The 17,491-nt window shown below is 61.5% G+C and carries 19 protein-coding genes; 4 read left to right on the top strand and 15 right to left on the bottom strand.

Going from position 1 to position 17,491, the window contains the following annotated elements; translation table 11 throughout:
• Nucleotides 1-13: 13 nt before the first annotated feature.
• From Cth01_RS00815 to Cth01_RS00835, 5 genes are all read right to left on the bottom strand, one after another.
• On the bottom strand, nt 14-538 hold the full coding sequence (locus tag Cth01_RS00815; protein ID WP_034348967.1) for a GNAT family N-acetyltransferase: 525 nt from the start codon (nt 536-538) through the stop codon (nt 14-16).
• Between the two features lie 267 nt (nt 539-805).
• Entirely contained in the window at nt 806-2,245 is a 1,440-nt protein-coding gene (locus Cth01_RS00820; protein WP_034389384.1) for a coniferyl aldehyde dehydrogenase, read from the bottom strand.
• Nucleotides 2,246-2,425: 180 nt separating this feature from the next.
• Nucleotides 2,426-2,782 (bottom strand): hypothetical protein, encoded by a 357-nt coding sequence (locus Cth01_RS00825; protein WP_034378739.1) that lies wholly within the window; start codon nt 2,780-2,782, stop codon nt 2,426-2,428.
• A gap of 29 nt (nt 2,783-2,811) precedes the next feature.
• A complete protein-coding gene (gene clpB, locus Cth01_RS00830; protein WP_034359764.1) occupies nt 2,812-5,424 on the bottom strand; it encodes an ATP-dependent chaperone ClpB in 2,613 nt (870 codons plus the stop codon).
• Between the two features lie 131 nt (nt 5,425-5,555).
• Entirely contained in the window at nt 5,556-6,392 is an 837-nt protein-coding gene (locus tag Cth01_RS00835) for a helix-turn-helix domain-containing protein (protein WP_233425093.1), read from the bottom strand.
• Nucleotides 6,393-6,599: 207 nt separating this feature from the next.
• On the opposite strand from Cth01_RS00835, the gene Cth01_RS00840 reads away from it, so the two are divergent.
• A complete protein-coding gene (locus Cth01_RS00840; RefSeq protein WP_034359762.1) occupies nt 6,600-7,493 on the top strand; it encodes a DMT family transporter in 894 nt (297 codons plus the stop codon).
• 88 nt (nt 7,494-7,581) lie between these two features.
• On the opposite strand, the gene moaE is transcribed toward Cth01_RS00840, so the two are convergent.
• Nucleotides 7,582-8,040, bottom strand: a complete 459-nt coding sequence (gene moaE / locus Cth01_RS00845; RefSeq protein ID WP_034359810.1) for a molybdopterin synthase catalytic subunit MoaE — start codon at nt 8,038-8,040, stop codon at nt 7,582-7,584.
• Between the two features lie 53 nt (nt 8,041-8,093).
• Between moaE and Cth01_RS00850 the strand changes: the two genes are divergently transcribed.
• Nucleotides 8,094-8,348, top strand: a complete 255-nt coding sequence (locus Cth01_RS00850; protein ID WP_003057869.1) for a hypothetical protein — start codon at nt 8,094-8,096, stop codon at nt 8,346-8,348.
• Nucleotides 8,349-8,351: 3 nt separating this feature from the next.
• Nucleotides 8,352-8,678, top strand: coding sequence for a hypothetical protein (locus tag Cth01_RS00855; RefSeq protein ID WP_034389383.1), 327 nt, complete (start codon nt 8,352-8,354; stop codon nt 8,676-8,678).
• A gap of 84 nt (nt 8,679-8,762) precedes the next feature.
• Here Cth01_RS00855 and Cth01_RS00860 read toward each other — a convergent pair whose 3' ends face one another.
• The 3 genes from Cth01_RS00860 to Cth01_RS00870 all read right to left on the bottom strand — a co-directional run bounded on the left by Cth01_RS00860 (nt 8,763) and on the right by Cth01_RS00870 (nt 10,435).
• Nucleotides 8,763-9,350: a hypothetical protein gene (locus Cth01_RS00860; RefSeq protein ID WP_045838319.1), complete on the bottom strand. Its 588-nt coding sequence runs from the start codon at nt 9,348-9,350 to the stop codon at nt 8,763-8,765.
• Nucleotides 9,347-9,697: a GIY-YIG nuclease family protein gene (locus tag Cth01_RS00865; RefSeq protein WP_045838320.1), complete on the bottom strand. Its 351-nt coding sequence runs from the start codon at nt 9,695-9,697 to the stop codon at nt 9,347-9,349. The genes Cth01_RS00860 and Cth01_RS00865 overlap by 4 nt, the downstream gene beginning before the upstream one ends.
• A gap of 171 nt (nt 9,698-9,868) precedes the next feature.
• Nucleotides 9,869-10,435 carry a TetR/AcrR family transcriptional regulator gene (locus Cth01_RS00870; protein ID WP_039049982.1) on the bottom strand — a complete coding sequence of 189 codons (567 nt, stop codon included), beginning with the start codon at nt 10,433-10,435 and terminating at the stop codon, nt 9,869-9,871.
• A gap of 95 nt (nt 10,436-10,530) precedes the next feature.
• On the opposite strand from Cth01_RS00870, the gene Cth01_RS00875 reads away from it, so the two are divergent.
• Entirely contained in the window at nt 10,531-11,724 is a 1,194-nt protein-coding gene (locus Cth01_RS00875) for an MFS transporter (RefSeq protein WP_045838321.1), read from the top strand.
• 109 nt (nt 11,725-11,833) lie between these two features.
• On the opposite strand, the gene Cth01_RS00880 is transcribed toward Cth01_RS00875, so the two are convergent.
• The 6 genes from Cth01_RS00880 to thrC form a co-directional block, all read right to left on the bottom strand.
• Nucleotides 11,834-12,187, bottom strand: coding sequence for a recombinase family protein (locus Cth01_RS00880; protein ID WP_034359753.1), 354 nt, complete (start codon nt 12,185-12,187; stop codon nt 11,834-11,836).
• The gene (locus Cth01_RS00885) at nt 12,184-13,611 is read right to left on the bottom strand and encodes a short-chain fatty acid transporter (RefSeq protein ID WP_003064320.1); all 1,428 of its coding nucleotides are present in this window, start codon (nt 13,609-13,611) and stop codon (nt 12,184-12,186) included. Before Cth01_RS00885 ends, Cth01_RS00880 begins: the two co-directional genes overlap by 4 nt.
• 234 nt (nt 13,612-13,845) lie before the next feature.
• Nucleotides 13,846-14,100, bottom strand: coding sequence for a molybdopterin converting factor subunit 1 (moaD, locus tag Cth01_RS00890; protein WP_003064318.1), 255 nt, complete (start codon nt 14,098-14,100; stop codon nt 13,846-13,848).
• Nucleotides 14,101-14,111: 11 nt separating this feature from the next.
• Nucleotides 14,112-15,368 (bottom strand): molybdopterin molybdotransferase MoeA, encoded by a 1,257-nt coding sequence (locus Cth01_RS00895; protein ID WP_045838322.1) that lies wholly within the window; start codon nt 15,366-15,368, stop codon nt 14,112-14,114.
• Between the two features lie 14 nt (nt 15,369-15,382).
• Nucleotides 15,383-15,925: a molybdopterin-guanine dinucleotide biosynthesis protein B gene (gene mobB, locus Cth01_RS00900; RefSeq protein WP_034389379.1), complete on the bottom strand. Its 543-nt coding sequence runs from the start codon at nt 15,923-15,925 to the stop codon at nt 15,383-15,385.
• Between the two features lie 128 nt (nt 15,926-16,053).
• Nucleotides 16,054-17,478: a threonine synthase gene (gene thrC, locus Cth01_RS00905; protein ID WP_045838323.1), complete on the bottom strand. Its 1,425-nt coding sequence runs from the start codon at nt 17,476-17,478 to the stop codon at nt 16,054-16,056.
• Nucleotides 17,479-17,491 lie beyond the last annotated feature (13 nt).

A 17,491-nucleotide genomic window follows, 5' to 3' on the forward strand; every position in this document is an offset into this window, starting at 1 on the left:
CTGAACGCTGTGATCAGCCGTTCAGAGGACGCTTGACGCGCACTTCTTCAATCTTGATGCTGCCAATCACAGCCGTCTTGGCCGTGGACATTTCACGCTTGAAGCCTGCCATTTCATGGAAACGCAGGGCACGCTCGTTGCGCAGCGGAATCCAGGCTGTCACATTGGTGCAGCCTTCTTCCAGCAGACCATCTCGGGCGGCGTCCCACAGGGCAACGCCAACACCTTGATTCCAGTGCGAGGGAGCTGCATAGATAGCCCAGATCTCGCCGGTGGTCTGGCGGGACTTTTCATCACGGGAGCGGTCAAAGCCGACAAAGCCAACGATCTTGTCGCCGTCAATGGCGACCTGGACCTGTGGCTCACAGTATTCAATAGCTTCGCGCCAGTAAGCCTGGCGCTTTTCAACCGAGGACATGGCCTTCAGTTGATCATCGGGAACCAGACCTCGATAAGCCTCCAGTGCGGAAGCAGTATGGATCTGGGCAATCGCTTTTGCATCGCGAAGAGTAGCGGGACGGACCTGGATACTAGACATGGAAAAACCGGGGCGGAAACATGTAAGAATAGAAGGGCGTAATTGTCTACAGATTCAGAGTTTTGGCACGCGGTGCAGTGGTTAGCCATTTGCTCAACTGCGGCTGTTCGCAATTTCTTGCTATGGCGCAATCTATGTGCTATGCGCTCCACTAAGCAGAGCAGCAAGCCCGCAACCATCAATGGTTTGCGTCACATTTGATGACAATCTGGCAAGCGCTCACGACAGCACCGAAGCGCTCAATCCCTGTTCGACGGTCAAGAAACTTCAGAGCCAGCGTCGCATGAAGTCCATCACCCGGTCGAATTTCTCCCCGAACGGCGGGTACAGCAGGGAAGTCGCCGCCCAGCGCGACTGCACGAAAACCGCCTTCTGGTGCACAAAGCGCAAAAAGCCCTGCTCTGCGTGATAGGCACCCCAGCCGCTGTCGCCGACACCACCGAATGGCAAGTTCTCATGCGCCACATGCAGCAAGGTGTCGTTCACACAGACGCCTCCGCTGACGGTGCGCATCAACACCGCATTGCGCTCGGCCTCGTCGTTGCCAAACCAGTACAGCGCCAGCGGGCGCGGGCTGGCGTTGATGGCATTGATCACGTCTTCGATATGCTCATAGGAGATCACAGGCAGGATGGGGCCGAAGATCTCTTCCTGCATCAGCTGCATCTCGCCCGTGGCGCCGAACACCAGCGCCGGAGCGAACTGGCGCTCCACCGCCTCGCCCCAGGCCGTGGTGTCGCCATCGACCGCAGGGGCTGCGGCCTCATGCATCCAGTGCACCTGCGCTCCCAGGCTTTGCGCCTGACGCAGCATCTGCTTGAGTCGTGCCAGATGGCGCTTGCTGATGATGGCCGTGTAATCCGGGTTGCCCGAGATGCGCGGGTACAGCTGCTGCACCGCCGCCTGATAGGCCTCGGCAAACTCCTGCTCCTTGCCGCGCGGCAGCAGCACATAGTCGGGAGCAATGCAGGTCTGCCCGGCATTGACCAGCTTGCCATAGGCCACCTTGAGCGCAGCGGCCTGCATATCGCAGTCCTGCGCAATGATGCAGGGCGACTTGCCCCCGAGCTCCAGCGTGGTGGGTGTCAGGTGCACGGCTGCCGCCTGCGCCACACGCCGCCCCACGGCCGTGGAGCCTGTGAACAGCAGATGATCGAATTGCAGACCCGAGAACTGCGTGGCCACGGCCACGTCTCCCTCGATCACGCAGAACTCTTCGGGTGCAAAGAACTGGGCGACCAGCTCGCCCATTTTTGCCGAGGTATGCGGCGTCAGCTCGCTGGGCTTGAGCATCACGCGATTTCCCGCCGCCAGAGCCGTGATGGCCGGCGCCAGCGATAGCTGCAGCGGATAGTTCCAGGGCGAGATGATGCCCACCACGCCCAGAGGCTGGCGCTCCACCCAGGCCTTGCCCGGCTGCAGCATCAGTGGCGTGCGCACGCGCTGACGCTTGCTCCACTTGGGCAGATGCTTGAGCGTGTGCCTGAGCATATTGCGCACCAGCATCAGATCCAGCATCTCGGTCCAGCGCTCGGAGCGCACGCCAAAGTCCTGCTCCACCGCCGCGCACAAAGCCGGGCCGTTCTCGTCCAGCATCTTCTGCAGACGCAGCAGCCTCTCCCGGCGCACCAGCAAAGGTACATCGACCTGCGTGCGGCTGGCTTGGTACTGCAAGTCAAAAATGCGGTGCAAGTCCATGTAGTTCATGCCTGTCTGAAAATCCCAAGATCACAGTCCCGACCATACCGCGAGACTGCGTAAACACAGCGTAAAAAAAGAGCCTGATGCAACACTGCACAGGCTCTTGTGTGTTGACCGCGAAACAAGCCTGCGGCCCTTTATTGCCTCACCTGCTCCAAAGTATGAAGCCTGTGTAAGCGCTTGTCATTACGACTCGTGCACCTCGCGTGGCTGCACATCGGTCACATCGCCGGCACCCGGCAGAACGCCGCGACGCCCGCGGGCTTCACGCCCATCCTTCTTGGCATCGGCATTGCCCGACGATTGCGCCATCCACTCGGCCCCCGAGCGGTACACCGTCTGCCAGCCGGCAAAGGGGCTCATGGCACCCATGCTCATGGGCACCACGGGCTGGCCCGTGAGCCTGGCCCACAGGGCGCGCGCACCCCAGGCCAGGGCGATGAGGCAGGCCACGGCCATCAGGCACAGGAAAAACACCAAGCCCACCAGCATCAGCATGATGCGGACGGCCCAGCGGGTTGCAGTGGCGGCGAAATCGTTCAAAGCAATACCTCTTTCTAGGGTTCAGGTCCTCAGGCAGCGCCTGCGGACTCGAACCGGAACACCCCGGGATCATTCACCGGGTCGACTGTCACAGCTATCGTACTCTTGGGCGGGAATTTCCCCTCAAGTAACAACTTGGACAGCGGGTTTTCAATACGCTGCTGGATTGCGCGTTTGAGCGGACGGGCACCGAACACGGGATCGAAGCCCACCTTGGCCAGCTCGGCCAGGGCCTGCTCGGACACCTGCATGCTCAGTTCCATCTTCTGCAGACGGCTTTCCAGCAACTTCAGCTGAATCCTGGCAATCGCCTCGATGTTCTTGGCATCCAGTGCATGGAAGACCACGGTTTCATCGATGCGGTTCAAGAATTCGGGTCGGAAATGGTTTTTAAGTTCCCCCCAGACCGCTTCCTTCACATCATCGGCATCCTCGCCAACCATGGCCTGTATCAGATGCGAGCCGATATTGCTGGTCATCACGATCACGGTGTTCTTGAAGTCCACCGTGCGGCCCTGGCCATCGGTCAACCGGCCATCGTCCAGAACCTGCAGCAATACATTGAAGACATCAGGGTGGGCTTTTTCCACCTCGTCCAGCAGCAGCACGCTATAGGGCTTGCGACGCACGGCTTCCGTCAGGTAGCCGCCTTCCTCGTAACCCACATAGCCGGGGGGCGCACCGATCAAGCGTGCCACAGAGTGCTTTTCCATGAACTCACTCATGTCAATACGCACCAGATGGTCCTCGCTGTCGAACAGGAAGCCTGCCAGCGCCTTGCACAGCTCTGTCTTGCCCACGCCCGTGGGGCCGAGGAACAGGAAGGAGCCGGTGGGGCGATTGGGATCGGACAGACCCGAGCGCGAGCGGCGAATGGCATTGGCCACGGCGCTAATCGCCTCCTCCTGGCCCACCACGCGCTCGTGCAGCTTGTCTTCCATGTGCAGCAGCTTGTCTTTTTCGCCCTGCATCATCTTGGCCACGGGGATGCCAGTGGCACGACTCACTACCTCGGCGATCTCCTCGGCTCCGACCTGGGTGCGCAGCAGCTTGTTGGCAGTCGCGCCGTCCTGGCCCTCTTCCTTGGCCTGGGCTTCGTGCAGCTGCTTTTCGAGTGCCGGCAGCTTGCCGTACTGCAGCTCGGCCACCTTGTTGAAATCGCCCTTGCGCTTGAACTCCTCGATCTGTATGCGCAGCTGATCCACTTCCTTGCGGATCTGCTCCGAACCCAGAGCGCTGGCTTTCTCGGCCTTCCAGATCTCCTCAAGGTCGGCGTACTCGCGCTCCAGGCTTTCGAGCTCTTCCTCGATCAGCTGCAGACGCTTTTGCGAAGCCTCGTCCTTCTCGCGCTTCATGGCCTCGCGCTCGATCTTGAGCTGGATCATGCGGCGCTCGAGCTTGTCCATCACCTCGGGCTTGGAGTCCATCTCGATCTTGATCTTGGCCGCGGCTTCGTCGATCAGGTCAATGGCCTTGTCGGGCAGGAAGCGGTCGGTGATGTAGCGATGGCTCAGCTCCGCAGCGGCAACGATGGCGGGGTCGGTGATATCGACGTTGTGATGCGCCTCGTACTTCACCTGCAGGCCGCGCAGAATGGCGATGGTGTCTTCCACCGAAGGCTCGTCCACGATGACCTTCTGGAAGCGGCGCTCCAGAGCGGCATCCTTTTCGATGTACTTGCGGTACTCATCGAGCGTGGTCGCACCCACGCAATGCAGCTCGCCGCGCGCCAGCGCGGGCTTGAGCATATTGCCGGCGTCCATGGCGCCATCGGCCTTGCCGGCACCCACCATGGTGTGGATCTCGTCGATGAAAAGAATGATGCGGCCTTCGTCCTGTGCGATTTCCTTGAGCACGGATTTGAGGCGCTCCTCGAAGTCGCCGCGGTACTTGGCACCGGCCAGCAGGCCCGCCATGTCCAGCGACAGCACGCGCTTGTTCTGCAGGCTCTCGGGCACTTCGCCGGCCACGATGCGCTGGGCCAGGCCTTCGACAATGGCGGTCTTACCCACGCCGGGCTCGCCGATGAGCACGGGGTTATTCTTGCTGCGGCGCTGCAGCACCTGGATGGCGCGGCGGATTTCATCGTCGCGGCCGATCACGGGATCGAGCTTGCCGCTGCGGGCGCGCTCGGTCAGATCCAGCGTGTATTTCTTGAGCGCTTCGCGCTGGCCTTCGGCTTCTGCACTGTCCACGTTCTGCCCTCCTCGCACGGCATTGATGGCTGCCTCCAGGCTGGATTTGCTCACGCCGCTCTGCTTGAGCAAGGCACCGGCACGCGTGGCCGAGCCTGCGGCATCGGCCAGCGCCAGCAGAAACAGCTCGCTGGCGATGAACTGGTCACCGCGCTTGAGGGCTTCTTTTTCGCTGGCCTGTAGCAGCCGAGCCAGCTCGGAGCCGACCTGCACATCGCCTTGCTGCTGCACGCGCGGCAGATCAGCCATGGCCTGTTCTGCCAGGTTCTTGAGTTGTTGCACATTGCCGCCGGCGCGCTGCAGCAGCGCACGCGGGCCGTCGTCCTGGCGCAGCATGGCAACCAGCAGGTGCAGAGGGTCGATGGTGGATTGATCAGCACCGAGCGCCAGGGACTGCGCGTCGGCCAAGGCTTCTTGGAATTTGGTCGTCAGTTTGTCAATTCGCATGGTTTGTCGCTTTCGCTCCAATCAGATTCATTGCCATTTATCTGATAGTCAAACAGGGGGTTTCAAGACCCGAATGCGCAAAAAACAGCAAAAAGCAGATCCGCAACCGCCCTGCTTGCGGTATATCAAGTTCAAGCATCGCGCCAGCAACGAGCCAGTTGCGTAGGAGTAAGCCCATAGTGCTTGCGAAAGCTGCGCAGCAAATGACTGGCATTGGCAAACCCCGTTTCGGCGGCCAGCCATGCAAGCTGCGGCGTGCGTCCTCTTGCACCGCCTGCGCTGCCCAGCAGGCGGGCGCAGACCTGCTGCAGACGCCGCTGCATGACCCAGTCATGCACGGTGCATCCCATGCTTTGATGGAACATACGGGCAAAGTGATATTCGGACAAGGCCACGACCTGCGCCAGCGCGGGCAAGCTCAGGGCTTTGCTGTCGGCCAGATGAGCCTCCACATAGTCAAGCACCTTGCGCCGGGCCGTGGATGACAGGCCACCCAACGGTTTCAGCAGCTTGTGCCGCTGCCAGGGCGCCGCCGATTGCAGCACCAGCCGATCCAGCACTTGCTGGCTCAGGAAGTCCGCTCGCCATATGTCGTGAGCCTCACTCCAGTCCAGTCGCCACAGCGCCTGCGACCATTGCGCATAGATTGGATCCTGGGAATAAATCTGCGGTGTCAGCGTAATGCTGCGCGGCTCGGCATCCAGCAGGCGCACCACTCGGTCGGCCCAGGCAATGTCAGAGACATACAGGTGCAGAAACTGCACAGGCTCACGCACCAGCCAGCGCGATTCATGCTCGGCCGGGAGAACGCAAAAGCGCCCTGCTTCGCCTCGGGCCAGTGCATCGCCCTTGAGTTGCGATCCCCGACCTCCGGCCAGATAGACAGACAGCGTGTGATGGCCTTGCTGCCGGTAGTGCACCTCATCATCGTGATTGGTCCAGATTGCCAATTCCAGCGACTGACTCAAACCCGCTCTGCGCCTGATCTGGGCGCGTGACCGAGCCAGTACATGACTCAGATGCGACGGGGCGGATACAGCGCTGGCGGGCATGCCTGCATTGTGGCGCCAGCTATCTGGCCGCGCTTGCTGCAGCGCCACAAAACCGCAGGAATGTGCAATGCAGAGCCAATCCAGGCGCGCAAGATCTGGTTCTTCCAAGCACCAAGACTTGCCATGCTTTTACCTCTTTATGCCCTGGTCGTGCTGATCTGGGGCTCCACCTGGATCGCTCTCAAGATGCAACTGGGCAGCGTCCCCGTAGAGCTGTCCATCGCCTACCGCTTTGGTCTTGCCTCCCTGGTGCTTTTTGCCTGGCTGCTGCTGACCCGCCAGTGGCGCGTCCCCCGCGGCGCAGCCATTCCACGCGTGCTGGGCCAGGGACTATGCCTGTTCAGCCTGAACTTTGTCTGCTTCATGCACGCCAGCGAGACCCTGACCAGCGGCCTGGCTGCCGTGGTGTTTTCCAGTGCCAGCATCTGGAATGCATTTCTGGCGCGAGTCATCCATGGCCGCAGGCTTGCGCCCAATGTGCTCGCAGGCAGCGCTCTGGGCCTGACGGGTCTGGTGATTCTGTTCTGGCCAGAGCTGCAGCAGGGTCAGCACGCCAGCTGGCAAGGTCTGTTGTGGGCGCTGGGTGGAACGCTGTGCTTTTCCTGCGGGAACATGCTTTCTGCATCGCTGCAGGGCCTGGGCTACAAGCCGCTGCACACCAATGCCTGGGGCATGCTGGCCGGCACGCTGCTGCTGCTAGCGTATGCGCTGATCGCCGGTCTGCCCTGGCACTTTGACACCAGCCCGCAATATGCAGGCGCACTGCTGTATCTGGCCATTCCCGGCTCGGTGATTGCCTTTACCGCCTACCTCACACTGGTGGGTCGACTGGGCCCCGAGAAAGCCGCTTATGCCACGGTGCTGTTCCCCATAGTGGCGCTCAATATCTCGGCCGTGGTGGAAGGCTATGAATGGACTGCTGTGGGACTGCTGGGCCTGGCCCTGGTGATGGCCGGCAATGTGCTGGTCTTCAGGCCGCCACGCTGGCTGCAGCCGAACGGTCTACAAAAAGCATAGCATCTACCGCTCTTATGCACTTCATTTCAGATGATTTTTCGACTGAAACTCAATGAATAAATGCGAAAGCAGCTATCAATTCATAGAATTATTGCCATCGCGCCAATGCCTGCTCGTCACTGACACGCGCATCCACCCATCGTGCGCCTTGCTCGGTCTGCTCTTTCTTCCAGAACGGCGCTTCGGACTTCAGATAGTCCATGATGTATTCGCAGGCCTCGAAGGATTTGCCGCGGTGGGCGCTGGTCACCGCCACCAGCACGATCTGGTCCATGGGCTGCAGCAGGCCGATGCGGTGAATCACGCGCGCGCCATAGATCCCAAAGCGCGCCACGGCCTTGTCGATGATGGCCTCGATCGACTTCTCGGTCATGCCGGGGTAATGCTCGAGCTCCATGCTGGAGACGGCATCGCCCTCGTTGCGATCGCGCACCGTGCCGACAAAGCTGCAGACCGCGCCCACGCGTGCATCGCCGGCGCGCAGGGCGGCAATCTCGGCCGAGAGGTCAAAGTCCTGGGTCTGAATGGATACACGTGCTTCAGTCATGCCTGCATTGTCGCAGGCCAGCATGGGCATGTCTGCCGCATTAGCATTGGGCCATGGCCACACAAACCATCAATCTGCCGGAGTACACGCTGTACCCCTCTCCGCGCAATGAGCACCGGATGATTTTCGAGTTCCAGCTCTTTGTGCCCTATCCCTATGAGCTGATCCACCTGCCCGACTACAACTTCAAAGGCAAGGCCACGCTGTTTGCCGCCCACCGCAAGCGCGACAACAAATCGGGCCAGCTCATTACCTGCGAGCTGGCCGTGGACATCGAGCGCTTCGAGCGCCTGTTCGAACCAAGCTAAGCCATGGACGACACCAGCCAGATTCAGCCGCCGACCAGCTTTGCCGAGCTGTTTCGCACGCGCAGCGGCAAGCTGTCCGTCCCGATTGCCGAGGTCGTCGCACGCTATGAGCTATGCGAAGACCTGGCAAGCCATCTGACCGAGCAGGCACAGACGCTCTATCACTCGGGCAACTCCTCCGAAGAACAGGTGCTGCTGGGCATGCACGCGGGCCTGGCCGCGGAGGGCTCGGTCGTCACGGCGCCTGAGGCGGGCTGGATCGTGCAGCGCCTGGCCGAGCTGCTGGAATGGCGTACACCGCAGTTCCCCACTCCAGCAGACCCGGCCTGAAAACCCGGGCACAACGGATCTTCAGCGCTTTCAGACAGGCATTTTTCGCTCCAGTTTCAGGAGTTTCCTCCACGTCGAAGCAGATTAGAAGGCTCCGACAGGCGCATGCAGACGCTGCCAAGCCAAGGCCCGCCAGTCAGGCGTGCCATAGGCAGCGACCAGATCTCGCCCTATGGCAGCCCAGGCCGGATCTGCCGGGTTCAAGCCCAAAGCCTCGATGAACGGCGCTTGCACGATGAAGCACTGGCGCCGATAAGGCAGCAAAAAGCCATCCGCCTGCTGTGCGAGCACATTGCGCGCCTGTGCGTACTCGCTGAACCAGATGTGCAGAAGAATGCCGCTACGCGGCACATGCCAGAAGCTGCCCATGTCATCTCCCGGTGCCGCCAGCGCCCCCAGCACCCGACGCGCCTGCTCCCAGCCGGCAAAGCCGACCTCGCGCGCCGCCTGATGCAAATGGTCGCGCAATGTGGCCGAGCCCGCAGCACCCTCGCGCCGCGCACGGTTCAGGCGCACGCGGGCGCGCACCTTGAGTTCGTCGACCGGGGCCTGCGGCGAAACGAATCCGCAAACAGAACCGGCCCCCATGGCCGGACTCGACGGATCAATGGCTGCAGTACCACCGAGCAGCGCTTGGCCTGAGCACACGACATTCACGGTTTCACTGCTCATGGCTGTACCCCTTGCAGCGCTTGCTGCCACAGGGAAAGCAGGGCCTGAAGTTCGGCGTCATAGTCGAACAAGGGGTCGTCGCGCTCCTTGACTCGGTCCAGTACTTCAAAACGAAATGCCCGTGCGCCATGGCAAGCCCAGGCCTGGGCCAGTGCCGCATCGCGCCGGGAGCCATTGCTCAGCTCGAACCGCAGGCGGTTGAGCGTTGCGTCCACATTGCGGCTGGCACCCAGGCGCAACAAGCCAGCGGCATCGCAGCGCACCGCGTAGATGCCCATGGCGGGAAAAGCCTGTTTGTAGTCCCGCGTCAGCGCGCGCCGCGCCTGGGTGTGGAGAGATGAAGTCATGACAGTGCTCCAGGTTGCATCGGAGCCTCCCGCGCTGGGCCCCTAGAACAACCATGGTCTGACAGAACATCGAAATCGAGCGTGAACACGCTGTCGAAAGCAAGGGTGAGAGCCTCTTGTGCGGGCAGGCGTCCCTTGGCACCTGTGAGCCGCGATTCTAGGGCAAGAGCCTCAGACCTGTTCAGGCACCAGTTGTTCGACCAGCTTGCGTCCGAACGCCACATCGGGCTGCAGACCATAAAGAATGCGATAGACGATGGGTGCCACCAACTGGTCCAGCATGGCTTCCACATCGGGCGCCTCTTCGCCACGCGCACGGGCCCGGCCCAGCACGATGCCAAGCTGGTCGCGAATGATGTCCACGCAGGCGCAGGTCACCTGGTCTTCCTGGGTTGCCACCAAGGTATCGCGCAGCAAGGTTCGTCCCAGGGGAGAGCCCATTTCCTCGATGTATTGCTCGGTCCAGGCCTGCAGATCGCCATGCAGGCTGCCCGTGTCCGCAGGCTCGGCAATGGGACGGATGCGCTCCAGCGCCACATCGGCCAGCAACTGCGGCAGATCGCCCCAGCGGCGGTACAGCGTGGAAGGCGTCACGCCGGCTTCGGTGGCGATCAGGGGAAAGGTCAGCTCCTCGCGCGGCATGTGCTCCAGCAGTTTCCTCACCGCCTGATGCACGCTGGCCTGTACACGGGAGCTGCGCCCGCCCGGCCGGGATTGGACTGGGTCTTTTGCAATCATGGTCATTAAAGCTAAATATTTGCGTTAACAGCAAACTAACGCAGAATACGCAAACGCAAAAAATTTGCTTTTATGGTAGCGGAGCCTGCTTTTCCATGCCCACATCCTCTGTATCCCTGACTGCGGTGTCCAGCACTCGCAATATGGCTGCTGTCGCCCTGACCCTGGCCAGCTTTCTGGCGGCATCCAGCGCTCCCACGCCCTTGTATAGGCTCTACCAGCAGGCCTGGGGCTTTTCCTCGGGCATGCTGACCCTGATCTTCGCGGTCTATGCCTTCAGTCTGCTCGTCGCCCTGCTCACCATGGGCGCACTGTCCGATTACCTGGGCCGGCGCCCCGTCATTCTTGCCGCCCTGGGACTGGAGGCGGTCTCCATGCTGATGTTCGCCCATGCACAGGATGCGCAGGCTCTGCTCTGGTCGCGTGTGGTGCAGGGCTTTGCCACCGGTATGGCGAGTGCAGCCCTGGGCGCGGCCCTGCTCGATCTGGACCGTGAACGCGGTGCGCTGATCAATACGCTGTCCCCCATGCTGGGTATGGCAGCCGGCGTGTTCGGCGCCAACCAACTGGCCAGCCACGGTCATGACGGGCTGCACCAGGTCTACTGGTGGCTGCTGCTGGTATTTGCGGCATCGGCCTGGGCCATTGCCGTGATGCCTGAAACCGTCAGCCGCCGCAGCGGGGCTGTGGCCTCCATGCGCCCTCGCATCCGCCTTCCCGCGCATATCCGCCCTGCATTCCTGCGCATGGCACCGCTGGACATCGCTGCCTGGGCGCTGGCGGGCTTTTATCTGTCGCTAGGCCCCACCTTGCTGCGCGTGATCACCGGCTCCACCCTGATGGCAGGCCTGGCCGTGTGCATCAACACCCTGAGCGCCGCAGCGGCCATCTGGCTGCTTCGCCACTGGACGGCCCAGCGCATGCTGCGCTTCGGTGGTTCGGTTCTGCCGCTGGGCATCGTGATTCTTCTGCTGGGCGTGGCCAGCCACAGCCTGACACTGATGGTGGCAGCCTCCATCATTGCCGGTGCGGGCTTTGGCGTGGGCTTTCAAGGGGCGCTGCGCAGCGTGCTGCCGCTGGCCGAGCCGCATGAACGCGGCGGCCTGCTGTCCACCATCTATGTGCTGAGCTATCTGGCCTTCAGCCTGCCTGCCATCGCCGCAGGCCTGCTGACCCAGAGCCTGGGGCTGGTGCCCACCACCTATGGCTATGGTCTGATGCTGATTGTGCTTGGCTTGCTGGCACTGGCTGCCACAAGGCAGAAAGCGGTCGCACGGCATGGCGCATAAACTGTGCGTTGCGGTCTTGCTCTACATTGCCTGACTCATTCGTCCCCGACCTCCATCAAAAAAGCCGTGCTGCAAACGCAGCACGGCTTTTTTGATCGGCATGACGGCCTCAGGCCTGGATCGACTCGGCAGCCTTCCAGTCTGCGTAGCGGTTCAGAATGCGCTGCACTTGCCCATGGGTCCACTCACCGCCCTTGGCGGCCGCAATGCCCCGCGCATTGAGTTCGGCCGCCATGGCGCGGTGGGTCAGACCTTGTTGCAGCAATTCGGCGAACAGTGCTTCGTGCTGCCTGGCAAAGGCATCGGCTGCCGATTTACGTTTTTCCACCGTGGCGCGGATATTGGTCGCACCGGCCGTGCCCAGCTTGACTCCGCGCTCACGCGCTTGGGCCAACGCCTTGCGGGTACGGGCGCTGATCTCTGGGTTCACTTCGGTAGATGGCAAATCGGCGGTTTCGGTCATGGCATTACAGGGGGGATATAGCTCAGGGTCTGACCCAGGAACCATAACAGGAACAGCACCACGGGCGCATGAACCAGCAACTGCACAAAGTTGAAGCCGATCAGATCACGCGCCTTGAGGCCCAGCACGCCCAAGAGCGGCAGCATGTAGAAGGGGTTGATCAGATTAGGTAGAGCCTCAGCAGCGTTGTAGATCTGCACGGCCCAGCCCAGGTGGTACTGCAGATCATTGGCCACTTGCATCACATAAGGTGCTTCCACAATCCACTTGCCACCGCCAGAAGGCAGGAAGAAGCCCAGCACGGCCGAGTAGGTGCCCATCAGCAGTGCATAGGTGTCATGCGTGGCAAAGCTGGTGAAGAAGGTGGAGATATGGTGGGCAATGCTGGCACCGCCGTCACCCTTGACGTCCGTCATGATGGCCGCAATCGCACCATACAGAGGGAACTGGATCAGCACGCCGGTCGTAGTGGGCACGGCACGTGCCACGGCATCGAGAAAGCTGCGGGGGCGCCAGTGCAACAGCGCACCGGCCATGAGAAACAGCAGGTTGTAGGTGTTCAGCCCAGAGATTGCCTGAATGAAAGGCTTGCTCGAGAACTCCTCCACCATCCAGCCCACGGTCAGCGCCACCAGCAAGATGATGAGGATGGGGCTGTATTCAAGCCATTCGCCGGGGCGGCTGGGCTTTTTGACTTCCTGCACGACTTCTGTGCCCAGGTCGACCTGGCATTGGGCCGCATCACGCGCGGTCTTCTCACCGGGTGCCGTCATGTAAGCCACGACGATGGAGATCACCATCAGCACGCCCAGCATTACGCCGGACTGCCACAGAAAGATCGTCTGCGTGAACGGAATCACGCCGGTAATGGCCAGAATGCCGGGAGGCAGGCTTGCAGGGTTGGCCTGCAGCTGCGCCGCCGAAGACGAAATGCCCAGCGCCCACACGGCACCCAGACCCAGATAGACGGCGGCACCGGCGGCACGGTAGTCCATCTTGATGTCGGTGCGGCGTGCCAGTTCCTTGACCAGCAGACCGCCGAACACCAGGCTCAGCCCCCAGTTCAGCAGCGAGGCGCTCAGCGCCACAAACGCCACCCAGGCCACGGCGCCACGGCCGGTCTTGGGCACACGGGCCAGCGCCTTGATGAGTGCAGATGCGGGCTTGGAGCTGGCCACCACATAACCGCCAATCACCACAAAAGCCATTTGCATGGTGAAGGGGATCAGACTCCAGAAGCCCTTGCCGAAGGCCTTGCTGGTTTCCTGCACCGGCGCACCAATGGCAAACGCTGCCAGCACCACGATGAAGATGCCGACCACGGCAAACACCCAGGAATCCGGGAACCACTTCTCCGCCCAGCTGGCGCAGCGCATGGCAAAGCGCGCAGAGCGGGTCTCCTCCATATTGACGTGAGTTGTCATGAGTAAGTGCTTTCTGTCTTTCTTGTAGAAAGCGCGGATTCTCCAAAATGAATCTCGTCAGATTCACGAAAATACGCCCAAGAAAACCCTAGTAAGCAATCTCACGTTCAAGGCCGGCACCTGGAAACCGACAGACAGCAAAAAGGCCTGTGCAAGCGGTTTGCACAGGCCTTCTGTGGACTTCAGGCTTCTTCAGAAACCGTTTGTAGAGGCTCACAAGCGCTCAGAGACTCATCAGCCCCCCGTCACTGGCGGAAAAAATGCCACTTCGTCGCCATTGCTGAGCACGGCATCGGCATCGCAGATATCCTGGTTCAGCGCCATGCGCACAGCCTTGCTGGCAGCCAGCACCTGGGCAGCCGCATCGCTGCGGCTCATCAGTTGCTCGCGCAATGCTCCCACAGTGGCTGCCGGGGTCTGCAGGCTTTCGCTGCCCGTACCCAAGGCTTCCCGGATAGAGGCGAAATATCGAATCGTAACGGTCTTCATCTACAACTCCATCAGGCCATGAGCTCGGCAAACGGGATAAAGCGCACACTGTCGCCCATGGCAATCGTGGTGCCGGCAGGGTTGTCCACCACGCCGTCGCCCCAAGCCGTGGAAGTCAGCACGCCCGAGCTCTGGTTTCTGAACAGCTCCAGTCCGCCACGCTCGTTGTAGCGCACTCGCAAAAACTCTCTGCGCTTGTCGCCCTTTGGCCAAACGAAATCGGCGCGCGCCTCTATGGCTCGCGGCAGCACATGCTGCACGCCCTGCAGACGCAGCAGGAACGGGCGCACCAGCACCTGGAAGGTGACAAAGCTGGAGACCGGGTTGCCCGGCAGACCGATGAAATGCGCAAAGCCCGTGCCGGACTCGCGATTGACGCGGCCATAGGCAAAAGGCTTGCCAGGCTTGATGTTGATCTGCCAGAGGTCCAGCTGACCCAGCTCCTGCACTGCGGGCTTGATATGGTCTTCCTCGCCCACGGAGACGCCGCCGCTGGTGACGATCACGTCGTGGTCCATGGCGGCATCGGCCAGCGCGGCAATCGTGGCCTCGCGGTCATCGGGAACAATGCCCAGATCCGTCACCTCGCAGCCCATGCGCAGCAGCAATGCACGCAGGAAGAAGCGGTTGCTGTTGTAGATGCTGCCCGCTGGCATGTCCTGCGGTGCCACGGTACCGGGCATGACCAGTTCGTCGCCGGTGGAGAACAGGGCCACACGCGGCTTGCGTGCCACCTGCAGGCTGGCAAAGCCCATGCTGGCTGCAAGACCCAGATGGGCCGGAGTGAGGCGGGTACCGGCTTCGATCACGGTGGCGCCCTGCGTGATGTCCTCGCCCGCGCGGCGAATCCACTGCCCAGCCCTGGGCTGGGCCTTGATGCGCACGCGGCCGTCCTCGAGCAATTCGCAGTCCTCCTGCATGACGATGGCATCGGCCCCGGCCGGCACGGGCGCACCCGTGAAGATCCGGGCGACGGAGCCAGCGGCCAGCGCCTCGGGCGAGGTGCCGGCAGGGATGCGCTGCGACACCGGCAGCACCGCAGCGCCGTCGGCACATTCGGCGATGCGCACCGCATAGCCGTCCATGGCCGAGTTGTCCTGAGGCGGCACTTGCAGCGGCGAGACGGCGGCCTGCAGCAGCACGCGGCCATCGGCATCAAAGGTGTCCACCATCTGTGCGCCGGCCTGGGGCTGGGCATGGGCCAGCAGCTCCTGCAGGGCTTCATCCAGAGGCTTGAGCGGCTTGCGAGGCGTCTGTGGTGCTTGCATTGCTGTGTCTTTCCTTAGTTCTTGTATTGCAGAGAGTCCGAATGAGCCAGCAGCCATTGCAGCACAAGCTGGGGCTGGTTCAGATCCAGCACGGGCTGGACGGGCGCTTGCGGCAGGTCATGGGCAGCGTCGGTGGCCACTGCCAGCACCCGAGGGTCATGCGCAAACAGCGGCTCCAGACTTTTGCCTTTATCCAGCCTGTCCTGCTGCCGCCGCCAGACCTCTATCTTGGGCAGCTCGCCATGCTTGAAGCCTTCGACCAGCACCCAGTCCACGCTGGGATCCAGCTGCGCCAGCATATGGTGCACGCTCAGCTGAGCAGGCTGCTCGTATTCGCGCATCAGCGCCATGCGTCTATCGGACGCGAGCAGCACTTCATAAGCGCCAGCCTTGCGGTGACGCCAGCTGTCCTTGCCCTCGCGATCCACATCAAAGTCATGGTGGGCATGCTTGATGACCGAGACCCTGAGTCCGCGCTGCTTCATCAGCATCACCAGCGCCTCGACCAAGGCGGTCTTGCCCGCGCCCGAATATCCGGCAAAGCCTATGACCTTCATCTTGATTTCAATATATTTTTGATAGCTACCAACACTCTATGGGTAAGCGAAAAATACCAATTTCATCCAAAGAAAAAAGCACCTGTCGCCAAGCCACAGATGCTTTTCAAGCTTAACGCCGCAGGACTTTATCTGCAGTTTTCGGCGATAAAGGCCTTGACCTTGTCCACGTCGGAGGACATGACGACCACACGCTTGGGCAGGTCTTCGATGCCGTTGAACTTGGCGGGACGGTCGGGCTGGCGGCCCAACGCTTCTTCGATAGTCGCCGCAAACTTGATGGGCAGAGCGGTTTCCAGCACCAGCATGGGCTCGGCGCCCAGATGCTCTCGCGCCACCTTCACGCCGTCGGCGGTATGGGTGTCGATCATCTGACCAAAGCGCTCGAAAGTGTCCTTGATGGTGGCCAGACGGTCGGCGTGCGTGCTCTTGCCGCTCACAAAACCGTACTTGCCGGCCGCATCCTTGAAGGCGGGATCTGTGTTCAGATCGAACTTGCCGGCCTTGGCCACGCCTTCGGCGAACAGCTGCCTGGTGCGCACGCCGTCGCGTCCCACCAGGTCGAACACAAAGCGCTCGAAATTGCTGGCCTTGGAGATGTCCATCGAGGGGCTCGATGTCTCGTAGGTATTGGCCGAGCCTCGCACCTGGTAGACGCCGGTGCGGAAGAACTCGTCCAGCACATCGTTTTCGTTGGTGGCCACCACCAGCTTGGCAATGGGCAGACCCATCTGGCGCGCCACATGGCCTGCGCAAATATTGCCGAAGTTGCCCGAAGGCACGGTGAAGCTCACCTTCTGGTCATTGGAGCGGGTGGCCTGCAGATAGCCGGCAAAGTAGTAGACCACCTGGGCCAGCAGACGTGCCCAGTTGATGGAGTTGACAGTACCAATCTTGTACTGGGCCTTGAAGGCGTGGTCGTTGGAGACGGCCTTGACGATATCCTGGCAGTCGTCGAACACACCTTCGATAGCGATGTTGTGGATGTTCTCGTCCTGCAGGCTGAACATCTGCGCCTGCTGGAAGGGGCTCATGCGACCGTGTGGGCTGGTCATGAAGACGCGCACGCCCTTTTTGCCGCGCATGGCGTATTCGGCCGCACTGCCGGTGTCCCCGCTGGTGGCGCCAAGGATATTCAGTTCCTCGTTGCGGCGGGCCAGTTCGTACTCGAACAGATTGCCCAGCAGCTGCATGGCCATGTCCTTGAAGGCCAGCGTGGGGCCGTTGGACAGGGCTTCGATGTGCAGCACGCCGTCCAGTTGACGCACGGGCACGATGGCGTCGCTGCCAAAAACTTCCCTGGTATAGGTCTTGGCACACAGGGCGCGCAGATCTTCGGCCGGAATGTCGTCGATATAGAGCGACAGAATCTCGAAGGCCAGGGCCGCATAGCCCTTGTTGGCCAGCGTCTCGCGCAGCTGGCTCAGCTTGGCATCGTCGATCTGGGGATACTCGACGGGCAGGTACAGGCCGCCATCGGGAGCCAGGCCTTCGAGCAAAATGTCGCAAAAACGCTTGCGGTCAGCATGGCCGCGGGTGGACAGATACAGCATCTCAAACTCGCCA

Source organism: Comamonas thiooxydans (assembly GCF_000964545.1).
Classification (GTDB): Bacteria; Pseudomonadota; Gammaproteobacteria; order Burkholderiales; family Burkholderiaceae_C; genus Comamonas; species Comamonas thiooxydans.